Source organism: Rhizobium sp. Root1220 (genome assembly GCF_001426265.1).
Classification (GTDB): Bacteria; Pseudomonadota; Alphaproteobacteria; order Rhizobiales; family Rhizobiaceae; genus Rhizobium.
On the sequence record NZ_LMDG01000013.1, the window covers coordinates 80,814 to 102,331 of the forward strand.

The window sequence follows — 21,518 nt, forward strand, 5'->3', positions numbered from 1 at the left end:
AAGGGGTTGAAACGGCGTCGCTCGATGATTTATATCACGGCGTGATATTGTTGTGACCGGAGCTTGACGTCATCGTGTCAGATCCAATCAATCCCCGGTGTCTGCCGACTGACGAGGTCCTTGCGGACCGCCTGGGCCTTTCGACCAAAGAATTCCAGCGATATCGCGTGCAGAAACTCGTTTCGGTTTCAACCACCGCTGCGACCGGAAGCGACCGGTTCCTGGTCACCTGCCAGCTCGGCAACAGGATCTGGGAAGGCGTCGTCGTGAACGGTAGCATCACTTCCGAAGAAGTCAGGTTTCTGCGCGGAAAGCGAGCGGGCAGCTCGCCTTCAATGGTTCGTCGCAAACCCTGATCTGAATCTAAGAAAGGAAAACAATGAAGAAGCTTGTCGGCCTCCTCGTCGCCCTATCGATGCCCTTTACCGCCCACGCTGCGGCCAGAATGGTCTCGCAGACCGGTGACTGGGGCGTCTACTCCTTCGAGAGAGACGGAAAGCCTGTGTGCTACGCGCTGTCGGTCCCGAAGGAGGCCAAACCCGCCGACGTCGATCATGGGAAGAACTACTTCCTGATCGCGCCAGCGGAAAAAGGCGGCGGCAACGAGCCAGAGGCTATCCTCGGATACGCAGTGCAGGCCGGTTCGCCGGTTCAGGTCTCGGTTGGCGAGAAGAAGTTCACGATGTTCGTAAAGGACAATACTGCCTGGGTCTCCGACGCCGCGCAGGAACCCGAACTCATCAACGCGCTTCGATCCGGGAGCCGGATGACCTTGCAGGCGACGTCGGCGAGAGGAACGCGTACCAGCTACGACTATTCGCTATCAGGGGTCACGGCTGCCTTGGAGCGGGTCGCTCGCTGCAAGTGAAGGAGGGCTCAACCGATCCCGAATGCAGCCTTGCTGTCGGGCGTCGCAAGTTCCCTAAGGCGGTGCGAATGGGTTCGGCCCTTGCCGGAAAGCAGCAGGTCCAGTTCGTGCTTCGAATTCCCAAACCTTTGCAGCAGGCGCTCCGCTTCGTGTCGGCAGATGCCGTAGCGTCGCCGCAGGCTTCCAACATAGTATCTGGGTTCTATCTCGGTTTCGTTCACCGATGGGAGAGGGCTCTGTTCTTGTTGGGAACGCTGTATGATCAAAACTCCTTCAAAGGAGTAATGGACCCGAAGCCCCTGCGGTTCCAACCGCGGCATAATATATCACGTCATGATGTAGATGACCGTTAGATCTGCAGAAGGACGTAGATCGCGCCGCCCCAGATTGCGGCGACGAACAGGGCGACCCCCGTCAGGACGAGTTTGACGTCAAGGGACATGATCAACCGTCAACGCGGTATCCCGTCCACTGTTCCGCACATCCCGGCGTTTAGTTCGAGGTCTGGATCAGTGCGGCCTGAGACACTTCGGACGGGGCCTCGCCAGGGATCGACGCGATGGCGAACATGACCGCGACGTAGCTTGCGAACACGGCGGAAAGCATGGCGCTCTTGGTCAATGGTACGCTCCTTTGTATCATGTGATGACATTCTTTAACCGTTCCCCCATAATGTCAATCCTGAATGCAGCATGAACGATTGCGGGAGGCGATGGGCTTTGGAAAAGATTCTGATCGTGGAGGACGACGCACTGATCGCTGCGGATGTTCAAGATATCGTGGCGAGTTCCGGCTACGAGGTCGTGGGTATCGCTGACAGTTTCGAGAGCGCGCAGCGGCTCGCCCCGTTCGCAACCATCGCCCTGGTCGACGTCAACCTGCGCGACGGGGCCACCGGACCGAGGATTGCGCAATACCTGGCGAACGACTTCGGCGTCGCGGTGGTCATGGTCACGGCCAATCCGGAAATGATCGTCACCGATCTTTCGAAAGTCATCGGTCTGATATCGAAACCCGTCCAGCCGAAACTGATCGGCAGCGTCCTCGAATACCTGAGGACGATTCGCGAGGGTGGGCGCGGCTCACCGCCGGAAGGGATGCGTATCTTCGCGTGAAGGAGGGGGCGACACCATGATCGACAGACGCGCAGAACTCGGTCTCTGGGTGGGCCGGCTGGAAACTATTCTGATCGAACGGGGAGTGCTGAACGAGGAGGGCGAGGTCGCCTTCAATGTCGGATCGCAGTTCCCCGAAGACGTCGAAGAGGCGCTGGACGGTTTCATCGAGAACCCGGTGGAGCTTGTCGGTCTCCTCAAGATCTGCCGCGACGCCCGCGATGGAAGACCATTGTCTCCCGCCGTTCTGATGGCGGCACATCTCATGACCAAGGAGATACTGCTCGTGCTGCAAGAGGCCACAGGCGCCGGAAGGTAGGGGCTGTTTCAAAGAAAATGGCCCGCCCGAAATCATTTCGGACGGGCCTCGCGCCAACCAGGCATCTCATCACGCCTGGTCGAAGCCTAGCTGTCGGTAACTGCCGCATCTCCTCCCGATTGCGGTAGTTCCTTCATCTTGACGAGCTGGTCGGCGCAGGTGTCGGCGGCATTCGTGACGGTCCCGTCGATCCCCGCGATCTGAGCCCAGCCACCCTCGGTGATGAAGTCGTCGCGCTGCCACGAGGACTTCGCCTGCAGGGCCTTGAGATTATGCTCCGCGTCGGTCGCTGTGACAAAGTTATGGACGCAGATGCTTGCGACCAGATCCGCCTTCGCGTTGCGGACGGCAATCTCGGTCATGACGTTCGCCCTGCCAGACGTCGTCCAGCCGCCCCAGGTGAAGCCGAGCACCATCGTCAATGCCGAGGCGCCGACGATCGACCAACCCCAAAGAGTCTTGGAAGGCCGGTATCCCGACCAGCCACTTTCGCCATTTTGCATAGCTGTTCTCCTCTGGTTTATATCATGGCATGATACAAATTTGAGAGCAGAGGTCAATCACGGTGTGATCAAAAAATGGTGACGCCGATCAGGCGAGTTCGGTCACCTGTCGCAGTCGCGATAGGGATTCCGCCAGGAGTGGTTCGTTCTCTAGCATGGCGTCGACATGGATCTTCGCCAGAGCTTCAAGAACCTTCTCGCCCTTGGTCGTCATGCCGATCAGCACGCTTCGCTTGTCGTCTTCCGCGGGGATCCGCTCTGTCAGACCTGCCGAGCACATGCGGTCCACGAGCTGGACCGCGCCATTGTGGTGCATCAGCATCTGTTCAGCGAGATCGCGAAGCCTCACCTTCCAGCCCGGCGCCGTGCGCACCACAAGGAGGGCCTGATACTGCTGCGACGTGACACCCGCCTCGGCGAGCGCTGCCTCGCTGAACGACAGGAACCGCCGCATGGCGAGCCGGAAGCCTGCGAGGCCATCATAGACTTCGTCAGCCAGGCCGGATGTCCGGCGTCCCGATCGAGGCATTCATGAGTCCTTCCAAAATGTCATGATGTGATATAAATGACGAACCACGCTAGGAGAACGGTTCGCGAGTGCGGCCGATGCGGGAGACGGTGCAAAGCACCGGCGTCGGCTGGTCACTCGCGGACCATATTCTCCCGATGGTGGCAAAAAGACTGTGCCAATTTCGTGACGTAGCGAGAAAATTACATCGTGTTTGGTAATCGAAGGCCCGGAACGCAGCCATATGAGACCGATCGTTTCGGCGTACGGGTCGAAGGGGATGGCACCTGGACGGTGTTCGACGTCTTCACCGGCTGGCCGGCGGATTACGTCGGACGGTTCCTCGACGGGTTGGACCAGGGCCCCGCCGATAGCCTTTGCGCCGTCGTAAATGCTCTGGACAAGCACCGCCGCAGGACGCTGAGCCGCTGAAGCGGTTCTTTCTAGCTCGATCTCAGGCCCGAAGCATCCGAGCGATTGCCTTTCCATGCCTCGAAGCTATCTGACCTTGTCTCGAAGAAGGGGACGCCATGAGCTCGCGCTTGATTTGGTCGATATCGGTTCTGGCGCGGCGGATCTGGTTCAGGGCGACGCTGTTCTCCATCGCGGCGGTCGCCACCGCCCTCCTGGCGATCGTCGCCACGCCCTACATCCCGGCGGACCTGTCGACGAAGATCGGCGCCGACGCCGTCGACAACATCCTCGGCATCATCGCTTCGAGCATGCTGACCGTCACGACCTTCTCTCTCAGCACGATGGTTTCGGCCTACTCGGCGGCGACAAGCAACGTCACGCCGCGCGCGACCCGGCTCGTCATGGAGGACAGCACGACGCAGAACGTGCTGGCGACCTTCGTCGGCTCGTTTCTGTTCAGCCTCGTCGGCATCGTCGCCCTGACCACGGGCGCCTATGGCGAGCAGGGGCGGGTTGTGCTCTTCGTCGTTACGATCGGCGTCATCGTGCTCATCGTGGTGACGCTGTTGAGATGGATCGACCACCTGTCCAGACTCGGCCGGGTGACCGAGACGACCCGCCGGGTGGAGGAGGCGACCCTCGACGCCGTAAAAGCCTGGCGCAAATCCCCCAACTTCGGGGGGAGGGCGCTAGAGACGCACAGCCGTGAGCCCCGGACCGGCGACACGCCGTTTTTCGCAGATGAGATCGGCTACGTGCAGCACGTGGATGCAGCGACGCTCGCAAAGATCGCCGACGAGACCGGGTGCGACCTGGCAATCGTGTCGATACCTGGCAAGCTGGCGTCGCCCGCCCGGCCGCTTGGATGGCTGCGTGGAGCCGTCGGCGAGGACGTTCTGGGTCGGGCCGCGGCCTGCTTTTCGGTCGGCGACGTCCGCTCCTTCGATCAGGACCCGCGGTTCGGAGCGTCAGTACTGACAGAGATCGCATCGCGCGCCTTGTCTCCTGCCGTCAACGATCCGGGGACCGCCATCGACGTCATCTCCCGCGCGATGCGAATTCTCTTTTCCTGGCATGACGCGAGCATCGAGGCGCCTGACGAGATTGCCTATCCCCGGCTCCATGTTGCGACAATTGAGGCAGCGGACCTGTTCGACGACCTGTTCACGCCGATCGCGCGAGATGGCGCAGGCCTAGTCGAAGTCGGACTTCGACTACAGAAGACCCTCGCAACGCTTTCAAAGCTCGGCCCGGAATTTCAGGCAAACGCCGTGCGCCATTCGAAGGAGGCGCTCGACCGTGCGGCCGCGGTGATGCAGGTCGAGGCCGACAAGGAGAGGCTGCAGGCTGCTGCCGCCGCAATCACCGCCGACGACAAACATAGTTGAGTGGTGGAGCGAGGAGGTTTGGTGGGAATGGAGAGCGATGAAGATCTGGTGAAGGTGCTGGCAAGCGCCGTCGATCAATGGTTTCGCTACTACGAAGTCCAGCATGACGACCATGTTTGGAACGTGCTCTGCAACGCCGCGCTCGATCTCTACAAGGATGGCTACCGATCCGAGGGCGATCTCGCCACGCTGCTGATCGGCGCCTTCGTCGCGGTCGCGTCGACCAAGATCAACACGTCATCCTCGGCGACGGTTCACTGACACACGTCTGGCAGGCCTGTGCGTTGTGATCGCCGCCGCCTGCAAACGACGCTAAGGGGTCCAGGGAACAAGGTCTCCGAGCCTCGACGGCCACAGTCCCAGATCGTCCTTCACCGCAATCGGCAACGCGTCCCTCTGCCTTACGAGCAGGGCGTGATGGATTGCGGCTTCGAGCGGCTCCGCTTCGCCTTGATGAGGCTGGCCTCTGATCGCCAGTTCGCCAGTTGTCCTGACATCGTCGCCCGCGACGACAATGACATGCCCCGGATAGGCCGAGGCGGTTTGACTATCCACCAGGTCGAATCTCCGCATCTGTTTCCCCTTGTCGATGTCTTCGGCGTAGGTCATGGTCTCCGCTAAGATCTCGGACCGCACCTCCTCGATGGTTATTCCAGCCTCTCGAAGCGCGACGATCCTTGCGATAGTGGCGTAAGCCCTCGGATCGCTGCGGTTGACCGACGAGCGCCTGCACCAGTCGTCGAGGATGAGGCCTACGGCCACAAGCTCACGAGCGTCTGTCCTCGGGGCTTCCGGTCGACGATGGAAGGCAGGGCCAACGAACCCGATGAGCTTCAAGCCTATCGCTGCGGCTGAAAATATCATGCCGTGATATTAATTTATTTTTTGACGTGAGGAAAATGACAATACCGCGAGCGGTCCGCGCTGATTGGGAGCGCGACTTCACGGTTTGCGGGATTGACAGTCTCCACCGAGCAGATCGAGCCCCACCCATCCCATTCGATTTTCCTCGTAGACGCTTTGTTCCGGAACCAGGGAGGACGGCTCGTCAAAGCATCCCAGTGCGACCGCGACGAGGTCCTCACGGAACTCCGGCATCCAGAAGACCGTCGACCCGCAGGCCGGGCAGAACCTGAACTCAATCGATCTCCCGCTGTCGCCCGACCTTGTGTAACTGTTCGAGGCTCCGGAAGCGGCTACCCTTTCCTTGTCGAAGAAGACCGCCACCCCGAATGCACTGCCCGTGCGGCGCTGGCATTCCCGGCAGTGGCAGACGGAGATCTTGACAGGTTCTCCCTTGGCCGTGATCGAAAGCGTGCCGCAGGAACAACTGGCTTCTCGTTTCACTGTCACCATGGTGCGCTGCTCCATATAGCCTGCGTCGCTCCCGAAGGCTTTGCGAACGCTATTTCGAGGTTTGTCGCCGCCGTTGCTTGTCGAGTGCATTCATGACGATGCACAAGGACTTTGATCCGTCCTCATCCATCAGTGTTGTCGGACGGCCGTGGTAGTCTGCTGCGAGCCCGGTGAACAGATCGAAAATCGTCCAGGAGCCGCCATGTTCGCGGCGGGTTGAATACCGGTCGGTGAGGAAGTCGCGCATGGTCCTGTGCCGTCTGCGTCAGGTTCGAGTTGATTCCGGTTCCTTCTCCGCGGCGCGTCGCGCCCGGATGGCCGCCGCGATGAAGACACGCGACAGTCCATGGTAAAGCGGCTCGCGTGAAAGAATGCGCGAGGTCACGTAGCCGATCATCGACACCGCCATGATCGGGATCACGGCTTGGTGGTCGCCGGTCATCTCCAGGATGATGACAAAGGCCGTCATCGGCGCCTGTACGACGCCTGCGAAATACCCGGCCATACCCAGGATCGCCGCCAGCGCGATGCTGGTGCCGAGCAGAGAGCCGACGGTACTACCGAAACCGGCGCCGACGGCCAGCGACGGCGCGAAGATGCCGCCCGGAATGCCTGACAGCATCGACAGGAAGCTGGCCGCAAGCTTCTCGACGAAGAACAGCAGCGGCAGGGCGTTGCCTTCGACCGCACCGCGCGCCTGCTCGTAACCGGTGCCGAAGGTCGTGCCGCCGGATGCGACGCCGATGACAGCGATTGCCAGTCCGCAGGTTCCCGCAAGTGCCAGCATGCGTTTCAGCGGTTGCGGTTGCGCCCAGCGGCGGATCTTCTGGCCGAAGTGTAGCGCAAAGCCACTGAAGGCGGCACCCAGAGCGCCTCCGCCGACACCGCAGATCAGCACCAGTCCCCAGTCGCGAAGCTCGGTTGGCGCAGCAGACGCCATTCCGAAATAGTTATAGCTGCCGGAAAGCCCGAGTGCGGCTAGGCCGGAGAGGATCACGGCGGTCAGCACCAGGCCGTTGGCGCGCGATTCATAGGTTCGGCTCATTTCCTCGATGGCAAAGACGATACCGGCAAGCGGGGTGTTGAAGGCGGCCGCGATACCAGCGGCCGAACCCGCCAGGATCAGCCCGCGTGCCTGCGCCATGCCGCCAAAACGGGCGACGGCGAGCATGATCGACGCGCCGACCTGCACCGTCGGCCCCTCGCGACCGATCGAGGCGCCGGAGAACAGCCCAAGCACCGTCAGTACGATCTTTCCGAAGGCGATCTTCAGCGACAGCAGCCGCGTCCGGTCTTCCACGTCGTGCAAGTGCCGCGCGGCGATCGCCTGCGGAATGCCGCTGCCGCCCGAATTCGGAAACAGCGTTGCTGCCAGATAGGCCGAGAGCACGAAGCCCGCGGGCGTCAGCAACAGCGGCAGCAGGAAGCTCCATTCACCGGCAGAGGTGAGGGATCCGAATGCGTTTTGCGCCAGATCCGCGAGCTTGGCGAAGCCGACGCTGATCACGCCGATGGCGAGCGCCCCACACCAGAATACCAGTCGTGGCTTCCAGAGCGAAAACGACCCCCAGATCACGCGGGAGCGGCGAAGGAGCTTGGAATAGCGGTAACGGCTTGGCATGACGGACTCGATACGTGCGTAGGCTATCAAACCTTCTAACGCCAAAGACGCCCGAAGATCACCCCCCAACAATTGAAAACGCGCGGGATCGGGGTAGGATCGCTCCGTGCCGAACCACGGAGGACGCTATGTTCAGCGCATCGGAAGGGGATCGCCATCCCTTGGGCCAGACGACGTTCCCATGATGCAGACTCTGGTGAAGAACTACTGCCTGACGAAGACCATCGAACTGGATAGCGAGGAGGCGCGGGACGTCGCGCACGAACTGCTGAAGTGGTTTCAGATCGGCGTGACCGATAAGAGCAGACTGCAAGAACTACTCGCGTCACATACCTGACGCCGCACGACTCCCAAGTCAGGGGCTCGACGCCGGTAGTCTCCTGCGGGCCGACGCCATCAGGACGGCGGCCCCGGCCACGCCCGAGGCGAGCGAGCCCGCAAGGATCCCGATCTTCACGTGATCCTGAGACGACGCATCCGGGAAGGCCAGCAGTCCGATGAACAGGCTCATCGTGAAGCCGATGCCGCAGAGCAGCGACACACCCGTCATCTGAGGCCAGGTCGCACGCGCGGGTAGCTGCGCCAACCCGGACTTGCCAGAAGCGCCACCGTTCCAAGCACGCCCGCAAGCTTCCCGAGGAGAAGGCCGGCGGCGACGCCGATGGTCACTGGCTCCGCAAGGATGCTTGCCGACGCGCCTGCGAAGGAGACGCCAGCATTGGCGAAGCCGAATATTGGCACGATGAAGAAAGCCACCGGCTTCTGGAGTGCGTGCTCAAGTTTGTGGAGCGGAGAGTCCTCGTGCGAGGCTTCGGGCGCGCCGGGGGTGACTTTCAGCGGAATGGCAAGCGCCAGGACGACGCCCGCGAGCGTGGCGTGAATCCCGGACAGGAAGACGGCGATCCATAGGAGAACTCCCAGCGCCAGATAGGCCCAGATGCTCTTGACGCCGGACCGGTTCAGGATCACCAGGTTTCCGATCAAGACGGCGGCGACGGCAAGTGCAAGGACGTTGATGTCTGCCGTGTAGAAAATGGCGATGACGATCACCGCGCCGAGGTCGTCGATGATCGCCAGCGCCGCCAGGAAGATCTTCAGCGAGGCAGGCACCCTGTCGCCGAGAAGGGAGAGGACGCCGAGAGCGAACGCGATGTCGGTCGCGGTCGGAATCGCCCATCCTCGCAGGGTCGTTGGCTCGGACAGATTGAAGCCGATGTAGATCAGGGCGGGCAGCGCCATTCCGCCCGCCGCGGCGGCGCCTGGAAGGATTCGTCTGCTCCAGCTCGACAGTTGTCCGTCCAGCATCTCCCGCTTGATCTCAAGGCCGACCAGCAGGAAGAAGACGCTCATCAGGGCGTCGTTGATCCAGTGCCGGAGACTGAGCGGACCCAGGTGGACATGCAGAGCGTGAAAGTAGACGTCGGCGACGGGAGAGTTTGCAACGACGATCGCCAGCGCAGCCACCGCCATCAGGATCAGGCCGCCCGACGCCTCGCTGTCGAGAAACTGACGGAGGGTGGACTTGATGCGGCCCTGGATTGTTTTCGACACGGGTTCGCTCCCTCGATAAAGGTGATCTCAGTCTCCGTCGATCAGGGGAATCCCCGGCGCACGCAGCACACGCCTGCCTCATAACTAAGGACTGGAGATTGGTTTGCCTAGCGAAATCGACAGGCACTGTCCATTCTGACAAAGGCTTGAACGGGACGTGAGACGTCTTATCTGGTCGATGCGTAGCCTAACCGGGCCGTGCATTCCGTCTCTTCCGATAGGAGGTTGCCAAATGCGTCCCTCTCAAACGATCTTCCTTGCCGTCGTGGCAGTCGCAATCGCCGGATTGTTGTACCTGGCCTTTTCCGTCGGCCCCACCATCGCTCCGCCACCGATGTAGGGATCGTGATCGAACGACGCTCAGGGGCCGAACCATCCCGCGACGCCGGCACCGCTGACCGCAATCTGCGCCACGGCAAGGAGAACGAGAGCCGCGATCACATATGGGAGCCACTTCTTTCTGACATGCATGCGCGTCGTCCACTCAAGCTAGCTATCCCGCGTCCTTAGCGCGAAGCATCGGACGTGCGCAACGCGGTGGCGACTTTCCCCAGCGTCAGCCCCTGTACGACGATCGTAAAGATCACGACCGCGTCGCCGTGAGCAAGGCCGCCTTGAAGGGCGTCTCCGGCAGGGAGAGAGCAATCGCGATCGAGATGCCGCCCCTCAGGCCTCTCCAGACAAGGACGATCACGGTTCCGCGGACGAAGTCGTACCGTCTGCGAAGCAGGGTCACGGGAACGATCGTCGATGCGAAGCGGGCCGCGAGCGCCACTGGGATCGCGGTGAGCGCCAGAGGAAGGATCGACGCCTGGTATCGAACGACCAGGACCTCCAGCCCGATAAGAAGAAAGAGCACCGCGTTCAGGATCTGGTCCACCAGCGTCCAGAAGCCGAACAGGTATCGCTGCGTCACGTCGCTGAGCGCATCCTTGGGTCCGCGGTTTCCGACAAGGATGCCCGCGACCACGACGGCGATCGGACCGCTCATGTGAAGTGCGGAGGCGAACGAATAGCATCCCATCGCCAGCGCGATGGAGATCAGAACTTCGACCGGGTAGTCGTCGATCGCCCTCGTGGCGCGATAGGCGACGTAACCTGAGATCAGGCCGACGACGGCTCCGCCCAGGGCCTCCAAAAGGAACAGCTCCGCGACCTGCGCCGCACCGACGTCCGCGCCACCGCTCGCAAGCGCAAGCAGCGCCGTGAACACGACGACGCCGACGCCGTCGTTGAAGAGGGACTCCCCCGCCATGTCCGTCTCCAGCGTCTGCGGGACCTTGATCGCCTTGAGCGTGGACAGAACCGCGACTGGATCAGTCGGGCTGATCAAGGCGCCGAACACCAATGCCCACAATAGCGGCAGCTCGACGCCAACGAGGCCAGCCAAGCTCCACATCGCCAAGCCGACCAGAACTGTGGAAAGGAGCACGCCCATCGTTGCCATCGCGCCCACGACCGCGACCCGCGACCGAAGAGCGGCGAAGTCCACATGGAGCGATCCCGCAAACAGCAGGAAGGCAAGGAGGCCGTTCATCACCGTCGTCTGGAAATCGATCTGCCGGACAAGTTCTGCGACGGCCGCGTAGAGCGCGACGCTCGGGACCGCCAGCTCAAGCAATACGAGCAGGGACGACGCCGCGAGGCTCATGACGAGAATTCCGATCGACGGCGGGAGCTTCAGATAGCGGTGGTTGACCCAGGCGAACCCGGCCGTGAGGGCAGGAGAAGCGATATGAGATCGAAGACGGACAAGTTGAAGTTCCTTGCGCATGTCGGGAGACCGGCGCTCGGCGCCGCTAGATGGTCGTTTGCAGCCCGAGTTCGACGACGCGTCCGGACGGCAGCCCGAAGTAGTCTGTGGCATTGCTGGCGTTCTGCGCAAGCGCGATGAACAACCGGTCCTGCCAGAACGGCATGCCGCCTTTCTTCGACGGGAGGATCGTCCGGCGTGACAGGAAGAAGGAGGTCGACATAATGTCGAACTTCAGACCTAGCTTCCTTACGAGCACGAGTGCGCGCGGAATGTTCGGCGTCTCTATGTACCCGAACGTGATCACCAGACGGCTGAAACGAGGGTTGAAGCTCTCTAGTAAGATCTTCTCGTCATCAGGAACGAAGGGCGTCGTGGAGGTGACGACGCTCAGGATGACGTTCTGCTCGTGGAGCACCTTGTAGTGCTTGAGACTGTGGAGAAGAGCGGTCGGCGCGCCTTCCACGTCGCTCGTCAGGAAGATTGCCGTCCCTGGAACCGTGGGTGGCTTCTTGCGGGCCAGATTGTCGATGATCGCCGACAGCGGGATCTCGTCCGTCTTGGTACGGGCGGCGAGCAGACGCCGGCCCGCCGTCCAGGTCTGCATGATGAGGGCCATGGTCGATGCGACCGCGACCGGAACCCAGCCGCCATCCGCGAACTTAGCGACGTTGGCCGCCAGAAATCCGGCGTCGATCAGGGACATCGGCACGATCACGGCAAGTGCCGTCGCCAGCTTCCAGCTCCACATACGCCGCATGACGATGAACAGAAGAACCGAAGTGATGAGCATCTCGCCCGTCACCGCGATCCCGTAAGCGGCGGAGAGCCCGCTGGAGTTCCGAAAGAACAGCACCAGCGCGGTCACGAACACGAAAAGCAGGCTGTTCACCTGCGGCATGAAGATCTGTCCGGAATGCGTTTCCGAAGTGTGAAGAATTCGCAGCCGTGGCAGAAGGTTGAGATGCATCGCCTGGCGCACAAGCGAGTATGCGCCGGAGATCACCGCCTGGCTAGCAATCACCGTTGCCGCCGTGGCCAGACAGACCATGGGAATCCTTGCCCATTCCGGATGCATCCCGAAAAAGGGGTGAGCGGCCAGCTCCGGGTTCGCCAGCACGAAGGCGCCCTGTCCGAAGTAGTTCAAAAGCAGGCTCGGAAACACAAGTGAAAACCACGCGATCACGATCGGTCGGCGGCCAAAGTGTCCAAGGTCGACGTAAAGCGCCTCCGCACCGGTCACCGCCAGAAAGACCGCGCCAAGGACTGCCACGGACGAACCCAGGTTGTTGGCGACATACCGGAACGCGTGGACCGGATTGACGGCGCCCAGCACCGACGGATCGTCGAAGATGTGGATCGCCCCGCTGATCCCGAGCACGACGAACCAAAGCGCGGTCACCGGGCCGAAGACGGAGACGACGCCGCTCGTGCCGAACCGCTGCACGAAAAAGAGAACCGCGATGATCGTCAGCGTGATCGGCACGACCCAGTTCGAGAGCGCCGGGGCAACCACCTCGATGCCTTCGACCGCAGAGAGGACGGAGATCGCCGGAGTGATGATCGCATCGCCCAGGAACAGGGAGGCGCCGATCACGCCAAGGACAAGCACCCACTTGGGGCGACCGGTCAGACCTTCGCGCGCCAAGCTCATCAAAGAGAGCGTGCCGCCTTCGCCGCGGTTATCGGCCTTAAGCACGAACGTCACGTATTTGAGGGTGACGACGATGGTAAGCGCCCACACGATAAGGGAGAGAATGCCGAGCACGTTGGCATGATAGGCCCCCGACACGCCGGTCGCATGCAATGCTTCCCGGAATGCGTAAAGCGGACTGGTCCCGATGTCTCCGTAAACGACGCCCAAAGCCGCGAGAACAAGCGCCGGCGTTCCGTTCCGGGTCTGGTGTTCCAGTTCCGGATCTTCAAATCGCATAGGGGAATCGGTCAAATGGCGTGTCCTGAGACGAAAGCTGTGACTGGGGTGGGGGACGTTGCCATTGGCATGCACACGATGCAACGCCAAACGTGTTTTCACAACGGTCCGCGATCCCGATACGGCTGTATGATCTCGTCCGTGGTGGCTGCAGCTTTGTGTATAAAACCGCGCGGCCTGGTGACAGATCATCAGGCCAGAAAGGTCAATGCATTGAAGCAGGGTTCGCAAGCGTTTGCCACCATGCGTGGCTTGGCCATGCGCCACGGCATCTTCCGCAGCAGCAGCTCGCAAGCATTGGATGAATGGATCGACGATGCCATCGATAGCGGGCTAAGGGCAATCATGCGTTTCGCCAGCGTTTTGCGCCGGGATTTGATGCCGTAAAAAATACAATCGAATTCCCTTGGAGCAACGGTCAAGCCGAAGGCCAGATCAACCGTCTCAAGATGCTGAAACGAGCAATGTACGGTCGCGCCGGCCTAGAGCTGATGAGGGCGAGAATGATGCCACTGAATCACAGAAATTGAGGAAGACCCCGATTAAATGCACAACGACACTACGTCCATCAGTCTGGCGATGCTGCCTCATTGTGCTTATGCGCTATCTAAAGATATCCTTACCAAGACGCCAACGGTTCGTGCAACAAGACTCCGTTCCAATATACGATAGGAGCCGTATGCGGTCGTACCGCACTTGCGGATCTAATCGGTAGGGCCGATGGGTAACCATCGTCCCTACCGGACCGTTCTTCCGGTCGATGGCGGCTTGCTGGCAAGCCAGGAGCAAAGGAGGAAAGGCCAGGCTGGAGCCTGGCCATTTTAGAATCACTTGCCGGCGGCCTGGGCCGAATAGACGTAGCTGTCGTAGCTGTACTCGGCGACGCGGAACCACTCGTAGGACTCGTCGCGGAACTTCTTCCAGCCGGGGTAGATCTTGGCCCATGCGGGGTGCTTTTCGCTGTACTCCGCATAGAGTTCGAACGTGGCCTTGTAGGCTGCGTCCATGACGTCGCGCGGCAACGGTCGAAGCTTCACGCCCTTGCCGACCAGCGAGCGGATTGCCGTGGTGTTCTTCACGTCATAAAGCGCCTGCATGTTGATGTTTGCAGCCTTGCAGGCGGTGTCGAGGGCGGCCTTGTAGGCGTCCGGAAGCGCTTGGTACTGTTCGGTATTGATGTAGAAGTGGATCGTCAGACCGCCTTCCCAATAGGCTGGGTAGTAGTAATTCTGCGCAATCTGATAAAAGCCTAGGCGCTCGTCGTCGTAGGGACCGATCCACTCTGCCGCGTCGATCGTGCCGCGCTCGAGAGCCGGGTAGATATCGCCGCCTGGCAACTGCTGTGGAACGACGCCGAGCCGCGACATGACCTCGCCGGCAACGCCCGCGATTCTCATCTTGACGCCCTTGAGATCAGCGAGGCTCTTGATCTCCTTGCGGAACCAGCCGCCCATCTGGGCGCCCGTGGCGCCGCCAGGTATGCCAACGACACCGTAGTCGGCGAGGAATGCGTTATAGGCCTCGTTGCCGCCGCCGTGATAAAGCCAGGCGTTTTGCTGCCGGGCATTCAAGCCAAACGGGATCGTCGAGCCGATCGCAAATGTCGGATCCTTCCCGGTGAAGTAATAGCCGCAGGTGTGAGCAATCTCGACGGTGTTGGCCTTGACGGCATCTAGTGCCTGGGGACCGGGTACGAGTTCGCCGGCCTGGAAGACCTGGATTTGGAATTTGCCGTCGGTGATTTTCGACAGGGCGTCAGCCATGACGACGGCACCACCGTAAATCGTGTCGAGATTGTTCGGGAAGCCTGATGTCAAACGCCATTTCAGCGTTGGAAGCTCCTGGGCGATCGCGGGTGCTGCAAGTGTTGCGCTCACGGCTGTGGCAGCGCCACCAAGCGCGCCCTTCGTCAGGAAATTACGTCGGTTCAAGCCAGTCATTGTGTTCGTCCTCCTCAGGTTAATTGGATAGGCTGCAGTGTGCGTGGCTACTTGCTGATTGTCTCTACTTGGCTGGCTCTGCAGATGGCGCGCCGAAGCGAGGTGTCGGCGATCCGAAATCGGGTGTCGGCGACCCCAGAGGCGGAGCGGCGGGCTCGCCGGAAGACGGCTCCGGTGCGCCAAACGGCTGGCTCGGCGTTCCGAACGGATTGTCGCCGCCCGCACCCGGCATTGGCACATTCAGCTGGATTGTCGATGGATCGACGTCGACATGGCCGGACTTGTAGTGTGTCACCAGTTGCGGGAAGGCGATGACGATGATGACCATCGCGAGCTGGATCCCCAGGAAGGGAAGGGCGCCCATGTAGATCTGGCCGGAGGTGACAGGCTGGATGGTGGCCCCGGTCACCCGATCCTTGTAGGCACGCGTCGGCGCAACGGATCGCAGGTAGAACAGCGAGAAGCCGAAGGGCGGGTGCATGAACGAGGTCTGCATGTTGATCGCCAGCATGACCCCGAACCAGATCAGGTCGATACCAAGCGCGTCGGCAACGGGCGCCAGCAGCGGGATGATGATGAAGGCCAGCTCGAAATAATCCAAGAAGAAGGCCAGGAAGAATACCAGTATGTTGGCGACGATCAGGAACCCGACGGCGCCACCTGGAATCGATGTCATCAGATGCTCGACCCAGACATGGCCGTTGACACCATAGAATGTCAGCGAAAACACACGTGCGCCGAGAAGAATGAAGATGACGAACGATGAAAGCTTAGCGGTCGCGTAGAGGGCAGACTTGACCATCGGAAGATCGAGCCGCCGGTTGATGGCCGCAAGAACGAGTGCGCCAGCCGCGCCCATTGCGCCGCCCTCGGTCGGCGTGGCCAGCCCGATGAAGATTGTTCCGAGCACGAGGAAGATCAGCACCAGCGGCGGGACGAGCGATGTGATGACGCGGCCCAGCAGTTTCCAGCCGCGCAGTGTCCGCGCTTCCGGCGGCAAGGCCGGCACGCTTTGCGGCTTCAATATCGACATGGTGATGATGTAGGCGGAATAGGCAGCGACGAGCAGAAGGCCCGGTATGAGGGCACCCTTGTACATGTCACCGACCGACCTGCCGAGCTGATCGGCCAGAATGATCAGCACAAGGCTCGGCGGGATGATCTGGGCGAGCGTACCCGACGCTGCGATGGTGCCGGCTGCCACGCGGCGATCATAGCCGTAGCGTAGCATGATCGGCAGCGAGATAAGGCCCATGGAAATGACCGAGGCAGCGACCACGCCGGTGGTGGCGGCAAGGATTGCGCCGACGAAGATCACCGCGAAGGCCAGACCTCCCCTGACCGGTCCGAACAACTGGCCGATCGTATCCAGCAGGTCTTCCGCCATACCGCTTCGTTCGAGGATAAGGCCCATGAAGGTAAAGAAGGGAATGGCCAGCAGCGTCTCGTTCGACATCTGCCCGAAAATGCGATCCGGAATTGCGCCAAACAGAGTGATCGGCAAGAGGCCCATCTCGATGCCGACAAAGCCGAACACAAAGCCAACGAAGGCTAGTGCAAAGGCGACGGGATAGCCCGCTAGGAGCACGACGATCAGTGACAGGAACATGATCGGCGCGAGATTTTCCGCGAAGAATGCAAACATTCGATATGTCCCGGACTTAGAGCGATTTGGCTTCGGCGTCAGCAATCGCGACGGCGTCAGGAAGCGCGCCAGTCAGGATTGCGATGCGTTTGATGAGCTCGGATAGACCCTGCAGGGCAAGCAGGCCGAAGCCGGCGGGGATCAGGGCCCAGACCGGCCACAGGATAAGCCCGCCGGTGTTGTTGGACACCTCGCCGCTTGTGTACTTGGCGACGACAATCGGCCAGGACAGGTAGATCGTAATCAGACAGAAGGGCATCAGGAAAAAGAGCGTGCCGAGAATCTCGATCCAGAGCTGAGCGCGCCGGGGCAGCTGACCATAGATCAGGTCGACCTTGACGTGCTCGCTGCTGAGCAGGGTCCATGCGGCGGCCAGCAGGAAGGCGGCTGAAAAGAGGTACCACTGCGCCTCCAGCCAGGCATTCGAACTCATGTTGAAAAGCTTGCGTGTCGTCGCATTGACGGCGCTGATAAGAACGGCCGCCAGAAGCAGCCACGAGACTGCCTTTCCGACAAAGGTGCTAATCGCGTCAACTGCGCGCGACAGCGTCAATAAGCCCGACATTTTATTCTCCTCCCGAAGATCGCATCAGTGATGCGACCATTAGGGAGTGCTAAGGCGCATATCCCGCTCAAACAAGACGGTGGGCATGCCAATTGCCCGGGTCTACCCAGTAGTGGGTAGGGAGGTTTTTCCCCCATCGGACGTTCGAAGATCATTGTCCATCGCGTAGCGAATGAGCCCGGCCGTGGTGGCAATGCCGAGCTTGCGTTTGATGTGCTTGCGGTGGGTCTCGGCGGTCGCTTCAGAAATCGTCAGTGACTCGGCAATGTCGCGGTTGCTCTTGCCGGCTGCCAGAAGCACGAGGACGTCGAGTTCGCGGCTTGTCAGTGGCGTGGAGCCATGCTCGACCTTGCCATTCATCAGGACCTGCGAGACGCCGGCGGAGAAATAGGTCTTGCCGGCCGCCACGCTCTCGATTGCCGCAACGATCTCATCGGTCGATACATCCTTCAGGATGTAGCCGGAAGCGCCATGCATCACTGAGGTCGAGATGTATTCGCGGCTGTCGTGCATCGACAGCATCAGGATGCGGCAGTCCGGCACCGCCTCGCGAAACAGGGCGATCGCCTCGATGCCGCTGACCTTCGGCATGTTGATATCCATGAGCACGACGGCCGGGTTTGTGTTTCGCGCAATCTCCAGGCCCGCCAGCGCAAGCCCCGCGGTGCCAACCACCTCGATGTGATTGTAGGTTTCAAGAACGGCGCGCAAGCCGTCATGCACCAGCGGGTGATTGTCGATCAGGAGAACCTTGATCCGACCCGTATGTGTCATGCCGCTTCCTCTTGTCGACCGGGCTTCACGGATGCCGATTTCGGCAGCATCGCCGTCAGTGTGGTTCCATGAGACGAGCTTTTCACCAGCAAGATCCCGCCGAAATGCGCCATCCGCTCTTGCATATTGCGCAGGCCCAGCCCTCCACCTTTATATCCATTGGCAAAGCCGAAGCTCTCATCGAACCCGTTGCCATTGTCGTCGATTTTCATGCGGATGCGGCCGCGGTCGCCCCAGAGCACGATTGTCACCTCGCTCGCGCCGGAATGCCGCTCGATATTATTGAATGCTTCCTGGGCAACGCGGTATAGCGCCGTGCTGGCTTCCGGCTTTGGCCGGGCATTAAGGCTCTTCGCGTCGAAATCGACCCTGATGCCCGTTCGCTCGGCAAAATTGTCGCTGAGCGCCTGGAGGGCAGGGGTCAATCCAAGGTCGTCAAGCACGCGAGGCCTGAGATCGTGCGACAGGCGCCGGACTTCCTTGATCGCGGCGTTCAAGGCATCGGCGCCCCGGTCGATCGCACTCGACACGTCGCTGTTGCCGCTCTTCACCTTGCGGCTGGCGAGATCGATGGCAAAGCGCACGCCGACAAGGTTCTGCGAGATGCCGTCATGCAATTCCCGTGCGATGCGGGCTCGCTCCTCTTCCTGCGTGTCGATGATGCGCTGGGCAAGTTCCTTCAGCTTGCCATCCGCCATCCGCCTTTCGCGCATGGTCACAAGCATACAGGTCGCAAACACCATCAGCACTGCCGGTACCGCGATCAGGGTCACCACCAGGAAGGTCTTGCTGATGTTCGCCCGAAGATCGGCCTTGGCTGCCGCGGTCTGCGCGAAGACATCGTCGAGATAGACGCCCGTGCCGATCATCCAGTGCCATTTCTCTAGTCCGGCCGCAAATGAGAGTTTATCGGCCATGACGCCCGATGAGGGCTTTTGCCATTTGTATTGGTGCAGTCCTCCGCCTTCCCTGGCCTTCTCGATCAGGTTGGCGATAACCATGTCGCCGTCCGGGTCGACAAGATCGATCCAGTTTCGGCCGGGCCGGAAAGCCTGGCGCGGATGGACGATGTTGTTTCCGTCGTAATCATAGACGAAGAAGTAGCCATCCTGACCGTAGTCAAGGGATGTGAGAATATCGCGGACCTTGCGTTTGGCGGCTTCGTCATCGGGCGCCGCATCCTTGTAGACCGGGTCGATTGCCGACAACGCCAGATTGGTCAGATTCAACAGTTCCGTTTGCTTGGCCTGCAACAGATTGCGCTCGAACGTACCGATGCTGCTCTGGACGAGGGTGGTTGACTGCCAGGTAATGAAGGCGGTGATGGTAAGGATCGCGATGACAAGTGGCACGATAGCCAGTGCCACGATCTGATGCCTGAGATGCACGATATTTCCTCCCGCGCCATGGTCAAAGCATAGGGCCGCATGAAGCATAATGGAAAGATTGATCGTCTGCATCACTTGGACAGGGAAATCACTCAGCCCAACACCTTTGGGCGTGGCGTTTAGAACGAAGAGCGCTTCTGCTGAGCAACCAAGCGATCAGTTTACTTGCGTAAGCAGAGGAGTAGCTGTCTTCTTCGTGTGCCGTTTCAAGTGTTATTCAGTAAATAACTCAATCCTAGGTCTGCAAGCTGAATGTTCCAGTAGTACTGGAAGTATCAAATGTGTTTGAAAGACGGCATTTATGTGCCATAGTTGGGTAGGAACGAAATTTGGCCTCCACAATACGGGATCTATGACGATAGCCGTGGATTTCAGCGAAGAGCTGTATTCCGGCGCGAGTTGCAGAGACTGATCGAAACTGCGGTCAGCGCCGGTTGGCGTGAAGACGAGATCGCGCTCGAGGTTGCAGATCTGGCCGATGAATACGTAATGAAACTTGCACAAAAAAAGAGTAGTCGCTCTGGTCTGTCATCGGCAAACGATAACCGAATCTCATCTTGAGAGGCATGTCGTTTCCGGTAAGGCCAAGCCAACTAATCGGTGGTTGGACCGATAAGAACCATGGGTATGTAGGCTTGAATGACCTAAAATGACCGGGGTAGGGAGGCATGCGACAAAATGGATGAAGGCCGTCAAATTCCAGGTGTTCTTGGTCCTATTCGGATTTTCACATTGGCGGTGTGCGCAACCGTCGTATTGTTATTCTTGTTCGTGTTCATGCTGCGTCTATTCGGTCCGCTCGTTGTTGCCAGTAATATTTACAAAGAGCAGCCGATCTTGCTGATGGATTTGCACACTCTTTGACGAGGGTCCCATTTCTTGTTCGCGAGTTCCAATAAGACTTGTGCTCGACGAACGCAGCCGAGTTAGACATTGGCGCCTGGGACTTCATAACCTTCTGAATCGACCAGGAGGCTCGATTTGATCGAGTTCCAAGCCACCCGAACCTCAAGTTCCATAAATGTGGTTACGCGATTTTGCATAAATGTATGAAGTTGTTGACTAATATTTCCTAAAATCCCATCGCGCTATTGTTTGTCTGCCCTCAAGTATTAGAGGGACGAACTGCGTTCTTGACTCGAGTCTTCAGATGCAAAAACGGCAGCCAATTGCTGCCGAGCACTCTGCGCAAGTTCTTCAGCATCACCAATACCCTCCTTGGACAACCTCACTAGAAGGGTAGCGATTTGGAGGACTGAGTTCCTATCCCGCTCGACGCCAAACTCTCGGCAAAGCGTCTTAAGCGCAGTATTTACTATCTGGACTTCCACCATGCCCCAATTCAACCTCCGGCATTCCAACGCGCACTCAGTCTTCAAACCGAGCCAACATTTGCCGCAACTGTGCATTCTGCACTCTAAGTTTTTGCTCCAGCTGCAATCGCAGTCGACGGATCTCATTATCGAGCTCTAGAGCATGATCGCCGGGCGTCGCCAGTTGTACGGGCGTCGAACTAATTTCCGCCCGCATTTTACTGGCGCGTCGGCGAGGCCCTTTCCCAACCACCTGGCGAGCGCCGACGACTGGTTCATCCCCCTTTGCCTCTGCCGCCGCTGCGGCGATCGCTGCAAGCGTCGGCAAGTCTTCAATGTGCTCTGGGTCATCCTCCAAGGCACTGGCTGGGGCGCCTAATTCGAGGTTTGGCGACGCAGGCGCGGATTCCAGTTCGACCGTCCGCGCGTTCTCGTTGGAATCTGACGCTGCTTCTTCGCTTAATGCAGAAATGACATCAGGCGCGTCGTGCCTATCGTGTCGCCTTGTAAGGCCAACGAGAAATTTCCATGGAGACTTCATCTTCGTTGTCTAACCTTAACTAC

21 protein-coding genes and 3 pseudogenes are annotated in these 21,518 nt (G+C 60.0%); 8 read left to right on the plus strand and 16 right to left on the minus strand.

All coding sequences use genetic code 11. The features are described 5' to 3' along the window. Nucleotides 1–379 precede the first annotated feature (379 nt). The gene (locus ASC90_RS12450) at nt 380–868 is read left to right on the plus strand and encodes an invasion associated locus B family protein (protein ID WP_056540482.1); all 489 of its coding nucleotides are present in this window, start codon (nt 380–382) and stop codon (nt 866–868) included. A gap of 492 nt (nt 869–1,360) precedes the next feature. On the opposite strand, the gene ASC90_RS30270 is transcribed toward ASC90_RS12450, so the two are convergent. Continuing rightward, nucleotides 1,361–1,489 (minus strand): hypothetical protein, encoded by a 129-nt coding sequence (locus ASC90_RS30270; protein WP_280138321.1) that lies wholly within the window; start codon nt 1,487–1,489, stop codon nt 1,361–1,363. Between the two features lie 98 nt (nt 1,490–1,587). On the opposite strand from ASC90_RS30270, the gene ASC90_RS12460 reads away from it, so the two are divergent. Together ASC90_RS12460 and ASC90_RS12465 are read left to right on the plus strand one after the other, a co-directional pair. After that, nucleotides 1,588–1,983 (plus strand): response regulator, encoded by a 396-nt coding sequence (locus ASC90_RS12460; RefSeq protein ID WP_244480372.1) that lies wholly within the window; start codon nt 1,588–1,590, stop codon nt 1,981–1,983. Between the two features lie 16 nt (nt 1,984–1,999). Next, entirely contained in the window at nt 2,000–2,302 is a 303-nt protein-coding gene (locus ASC90_RS12465) for a hypothetical protein (protein ID WP_056540488.1), read from the plus strand. Between the two features lie 86 nt (nt 2,303–2,388). Here ASC90_RS12465 and ASC90_RS12470 read toward each other — a convergent pair whose 3' ends face one another. Beyond that, nucleotides 2,389–2,805 (minus strand): hypothetical protein, encoded by a 417-nt coding sequence (locus ASC90_RS12470; protein ID WP_056540491.1) that lies wholly within the window; start codon nt 2,803–2,805, stop codon nt 2,389–2,391. A gap of 88 nt (nt 2,806–2,893) precedes the next feature. Beyond that, on the minus strand, nt 2,894–3,334 hold the full coding sequence (locus ASC90_RS12475) for a MarR family transcriptional regulator (protein WP_056540494.1): 441 nt from the start codon (nt 3,332–3,334) through the stop codon (nt 2,894–2,896). A 189-nt stretch (nt 3,335–3,523) separates the two neighbouring features. Here ASC90_RS12475 and ASC90_RS12480 point away from each other — a divergent pair, with 189 nt between their 5' ends. The 3 genes from ASC90_RS12480 to ASC90_RS12490 all read left to right on the plus strand — a co-directional run bounded on the left by ASC90_RS12480 (nt 3,524) and on the right by ASC90_RS12490 (nt 5,376). Next, the gene (locus tag ASC90_RS12480) at nt 3,524–3,745 is read left to right on the plus strand and encodes a hypothetical protein (RefSeq protein WP_056540496.1); all 222 of its coding nucleotides are present in this window, start codon (nt 3,524–3,526) and stop codon (nt 3,743–3,745) included. A gap of 98 nt (nt 3,746–3,843) precedes the next feature. Then, nucleotides 3,844–5,115 (plus strand): DUF2254 domain-containing protein, encoded by a 1,272-nt coding sequence (locus ASC90_RS12485; RefSeq protein WP_082519886.1) that lies wholly within the window; start codon nt 3,844–3,846, stop codon nt 5,113–5,115. A 27-nt stretch (nt 5,116–5,142) separates the two neighbouring features. After that, nucleotides 5,143–5,376: a hypothetical protein gene (locus ASC90_RS12490; protein WP_056540499.1), complete on the plus strand. Its 234-nt coding sequence runs from the start codon at nt 5,143–5,145 to the stop codon at nt 5,374–5,376. Nucleotides 5,377–5,427: 51 nt separating this feature from the next. On the opposite strand, the gene ASC90_RS29320 is transcribed toward ASC90_RS12490, so the two are convergent. The 4 genes from ASC90_RS29320 to ASC90_RS12510 form a co-directional block, all read right to left on the minus strand. Then, nucleotides 5,428–5,979 carry a hypothetical protein gene (locus ASC90_RS29320; RefSeq protein WP_200950887.1) on the minus strand — a complete coding sequence of 184 codons (552 nt, stop codon included), beginning with the start codon at nt 5,977–5,979 and terminating at the stop codon, nt 5,428–5,430. A 78-nt stretch (nt 5,980–6,057) separates the two neighbouring features. Further along, nucleotides 6,058–6,462: a GFA family protein gene (locus ASC90_RS12500; protein WP_056540586.1), complete on the minus strand. Its 405-nt coding sequence runs from the start codon at nt 6,460–6,462 to the stop codon at nt 6,058–6,060. A gap of 58 nt (nt 6,463–6,520) precedes the next feature. Beyond that, the gene (locus ASC90_RS12505) at nt 6,521–6,718 is read right to left on the minus strand and encodes a hypothetical protein (protein ID WP_056540502.1); all 198 of its coding nucleotides are present in this window, start codon (nt 6,716–6,718) and stop codon (nt 6,521–6,523) included. An 18-nt stretch (nt 6,719–6,736) separates the two neighbouring features. After that, nucleotides 6,737–8,092: a chloride channel protein gene (locus ASC90_RS12510; protein ID WP_056540505.1), complete on the minus strand. Its 1,356-nt coding sequence runs from the start codon at nt 8,090–8,092 to the stop codon at nt 6,737–6,739. A 181-nt stretch (nt 8,093–8,273) separates the two neighbouring features. On the opposite strand from ASC90_RS12510, the gene ASC90_RS29325 reads away from it, so the two are divergent. Further along, a complete protein-coding gene (locus ASC90_RS29325) occupies nt 8,274–8,429 on the plus strand; it encodes a hypothetical protein (RefSeq protein ID WP_200950888.1) in 156 nt (51 codons plus the stop codon). Between the two features lie 18 nt (nt 8,430–8,447). On the opposite strand, the pseudogene nhaA reads toward ASC90_RS29325, so the two are convergent. The 3 genes and pseudogenes from nhaA to ASC90_RS12525 form a co-directional block, all read right to left on the minus strand. Then, nucleotides 8,448–9,643, minus strand: a pseudogene (gene nhaA / locus ASC90_RS12515) (Na+/H+ antiporter NhaA). A 506-nt stretch (nt 9,644–10,149) separates the two neighbouring features. Next, nucleotides 10,150–11,398: pseudogene (locus ASC90_RS12520) on the minus strand (sodium:proton antiporter). A 44-nt stretch (nt 11,399–11,442) separates the two neighbouring features. Beyond that, the gene (locus tag ASC90_RS12525; protein ID WP_056540508.1) at nt 11,443–13,344 is read right to left on the minus strand and encodes a potassium transporter Kup; all 1,902 of its coding nucleotides are present in this window, start codon (nt 13,342–13,344) and stop codon (nt 11,443–11,445) included. 117 nt (nt 13,345–13,461) lie between these two features. Between ASC90_RS12525 and ASC90_RS28075 the strand changes: the two are divergent. Then, nucleotides 13,462–13,859, plus strand: a pseudogene (locus ASC90_RS28075) (transposase); the annotation flags it as partial. Between the two features lie 297 nt (nt 13,860–14,156). Here ASC90_RS28075 and ASC90_RS12535 read toward each other — a convergent pair. The 6 genes from ASC90_RS12535 to ASC90_RS12570 form a co-directional block, all read right to left on the minus strand. Then, nucleotides 14,157–15,269 (minus strand): TRAP transporter substrate-binding protein, encoded by a 1,113-nt coding sequence (locus ASC90_RS12535; RefSeq protein ID WP_056540510.1) that lies wholly within the window; start codon nt 15,267–15,269, stop codon nt 14,157–14,159. A gap of 64 nt (nt 15,270–15,333) precedes the next feature. Next, nucleotides 15,334–16,914 (minus strand): TRAP transporter large permease subunit, encoded by a 1,581-nt coding sequence (locus ASC90_RS12540; RefSeq protein ID WP_056540514.1) that lies wholly within the window; start codon nt 16,912–16,914, stop codon nt 15,334–15,336. Nucleotides 16,915–16,930: 16 nt separating this feature from the next. Then, complete coding sequence (locus ASC90_RS12545) at nt 16,931–17,479, minus strand: TRAP transporter small permease subunit (protein ID WP_056540517.1); 549 nt, start codon at nt 17,477–17,479, stop codon at nt 16,931–16,933. 102 nt (nt 17,480–17,581) lie between these two features. Beyond that, the gene (locus tag ASC90_RS12550) at nt 17,582–18,253 is read right to left on the minus strand and encodes a response regulator transcription factor (RefSeq protein ID WP_056540521.1); all 672 of its coding nucleotides are present in this window, start codon (nt 18,251–18,253) and stop codon (nt 17,582–17,584) included. After that, nucleotides 18,250–19,641 carry a cache domain-containing protein gene (locus ASC90_RS12555; RefSeq protein ID WP_056540590.1) on the minus strand — a complete coding sequence of 464 codons (1,392 nt, stop codon included), beginning with the start codon at nt 19,639–19,641 and terminating at the stop codon, nt 18,250–18,252. The genes ASC90_RS12550 and ASC90_RS12555 overlap by 4 nt, the downstream gene beginning before the upstream one ends. 1,368 nt (nt 19,642–21,009) lie before the next feature. Continuing rightward, complete coding sequence (locus ASC90_RS12570) at nt 21,010–21,495, minus strand: hypothetical protein (RefSeq protein ID WP_056540529.1); 486 nt, start codon at nt 21,493–21,495, stop codon at nt 21,010–21,012. Nucleotides 21,496–21,518: the final 23 nt, after the last annotated feature.

Excerpts from the sequence above, each read along its gene's own strand:
- ASC90_RS12450 (WP_056540482.1), top strand. The coding sequence starts at position 380 with ATGAAGAAGCTTGTCGGCCTCCTCGTCGCCCTATCGATGCCCTTTACC.
- ASC90_RS12465 (WP_056540488.1), top strand. The coding sequence starts at position 2,000 with ATGATCGACAGACGCGCAGAACTCGGTCTCTGGGTGGGCCGGCTGGAA.
- ASC90_RS12470 (WP_056540491.1), bottom strand. The coding sequence starts at position 2,805 with ATGCAAAATGGCGAAAGTGGCTGGTCGGGATACCGGCCTTCCAAGACT.
- ASC90_RS12475 (WP_056540494.1), bottom strand. The coding sequence starts at position 3,334 with ATGCCTCGATCGGGACGCCGGACATCCGGCCTGGCTGACGAAGTCTAT.
- ASC90_RS12485 (WP_082519886.1), top strand. The coding sequence starts at position 3,844 with ATGAGCTCGCGCTTGATTTGGTCGATATCGGTTCTGGCGCGGCGGATC.
- ASC90_RS12490 (WP_056540499.1), top strand. The coding sequence starts at position 5,143 with ATGGAGAGCGATGAAGATCTGGTGAAGGTGCTGGCAAGCGCCGTCGAT.
- ASC90_RS29320 (WP_200950887.1), bottom strand. The coding sequence starts at position 5,979 with ATGATATTTTCAGCCGCAGCGATAGGCTTGAAGCTCATCGGGTTCGTT.
- ASC90_RS12505 (WP_056540502.1), bottom strand. The coding sequence starts at position 6,718 with ATGCGCGACTTCCTCACCGACCGGTATTCAACCCGCCGCGAACATGGC.
- ASC90_RS12510 (WP_056540505.1), bottom strand. The coding sequence starts at position 8,092 with ATGCCAAGCCGTTACCGCTATTCCAAGCTCCTTCGCCGCTCCCGCGTG.
- ASC90_RS29325 (WP_200950888.1), top strand. The coding sequence starts at position 8,274 with ATGATGCAGACTCTGGTGAAGAACTACTGCCTGACGAAGACCATCGAA.
- ASC90_RS12535 (WP_056540510.1), bottom strand. The coding sequence starts at position 15,269 with ATGACTGGCTTGAACCGACGTAATTTCCTGACGAAGGGCGCGCTTGGT.
- ASC90_RS12540 (WP_056540514.1), bottom strand. The coding sequence starts at position 16,914 with ATGTTTGCATTCTTCGCGGAAAATCTCGCGCCGATCATGTTCCTGTCA.
- ASC90_RS12545 (WP_056540517.1), bottom strand. The coding sequence starts at position 17,479 with ATGTCGGGCTTATTGACGCTGTCGCGCGCAGTTGACGCGATTAGCACC.
- ASC90_RS12550 (WP_056540521.1), bottom strand. The coding sequence starts at position 18,253 with ATGACACATACGGGTCGGATCAAGGTTCTCCTGATCGACAATCACCCG.
- ASC90_RS12570 (WP_056540529.1), bottom strand. The coding sequence starts at position 21,495 with ATGAAGTCTCCATGGAAATTTCTCGTTGGCCTTACAAGGCGACACGAT.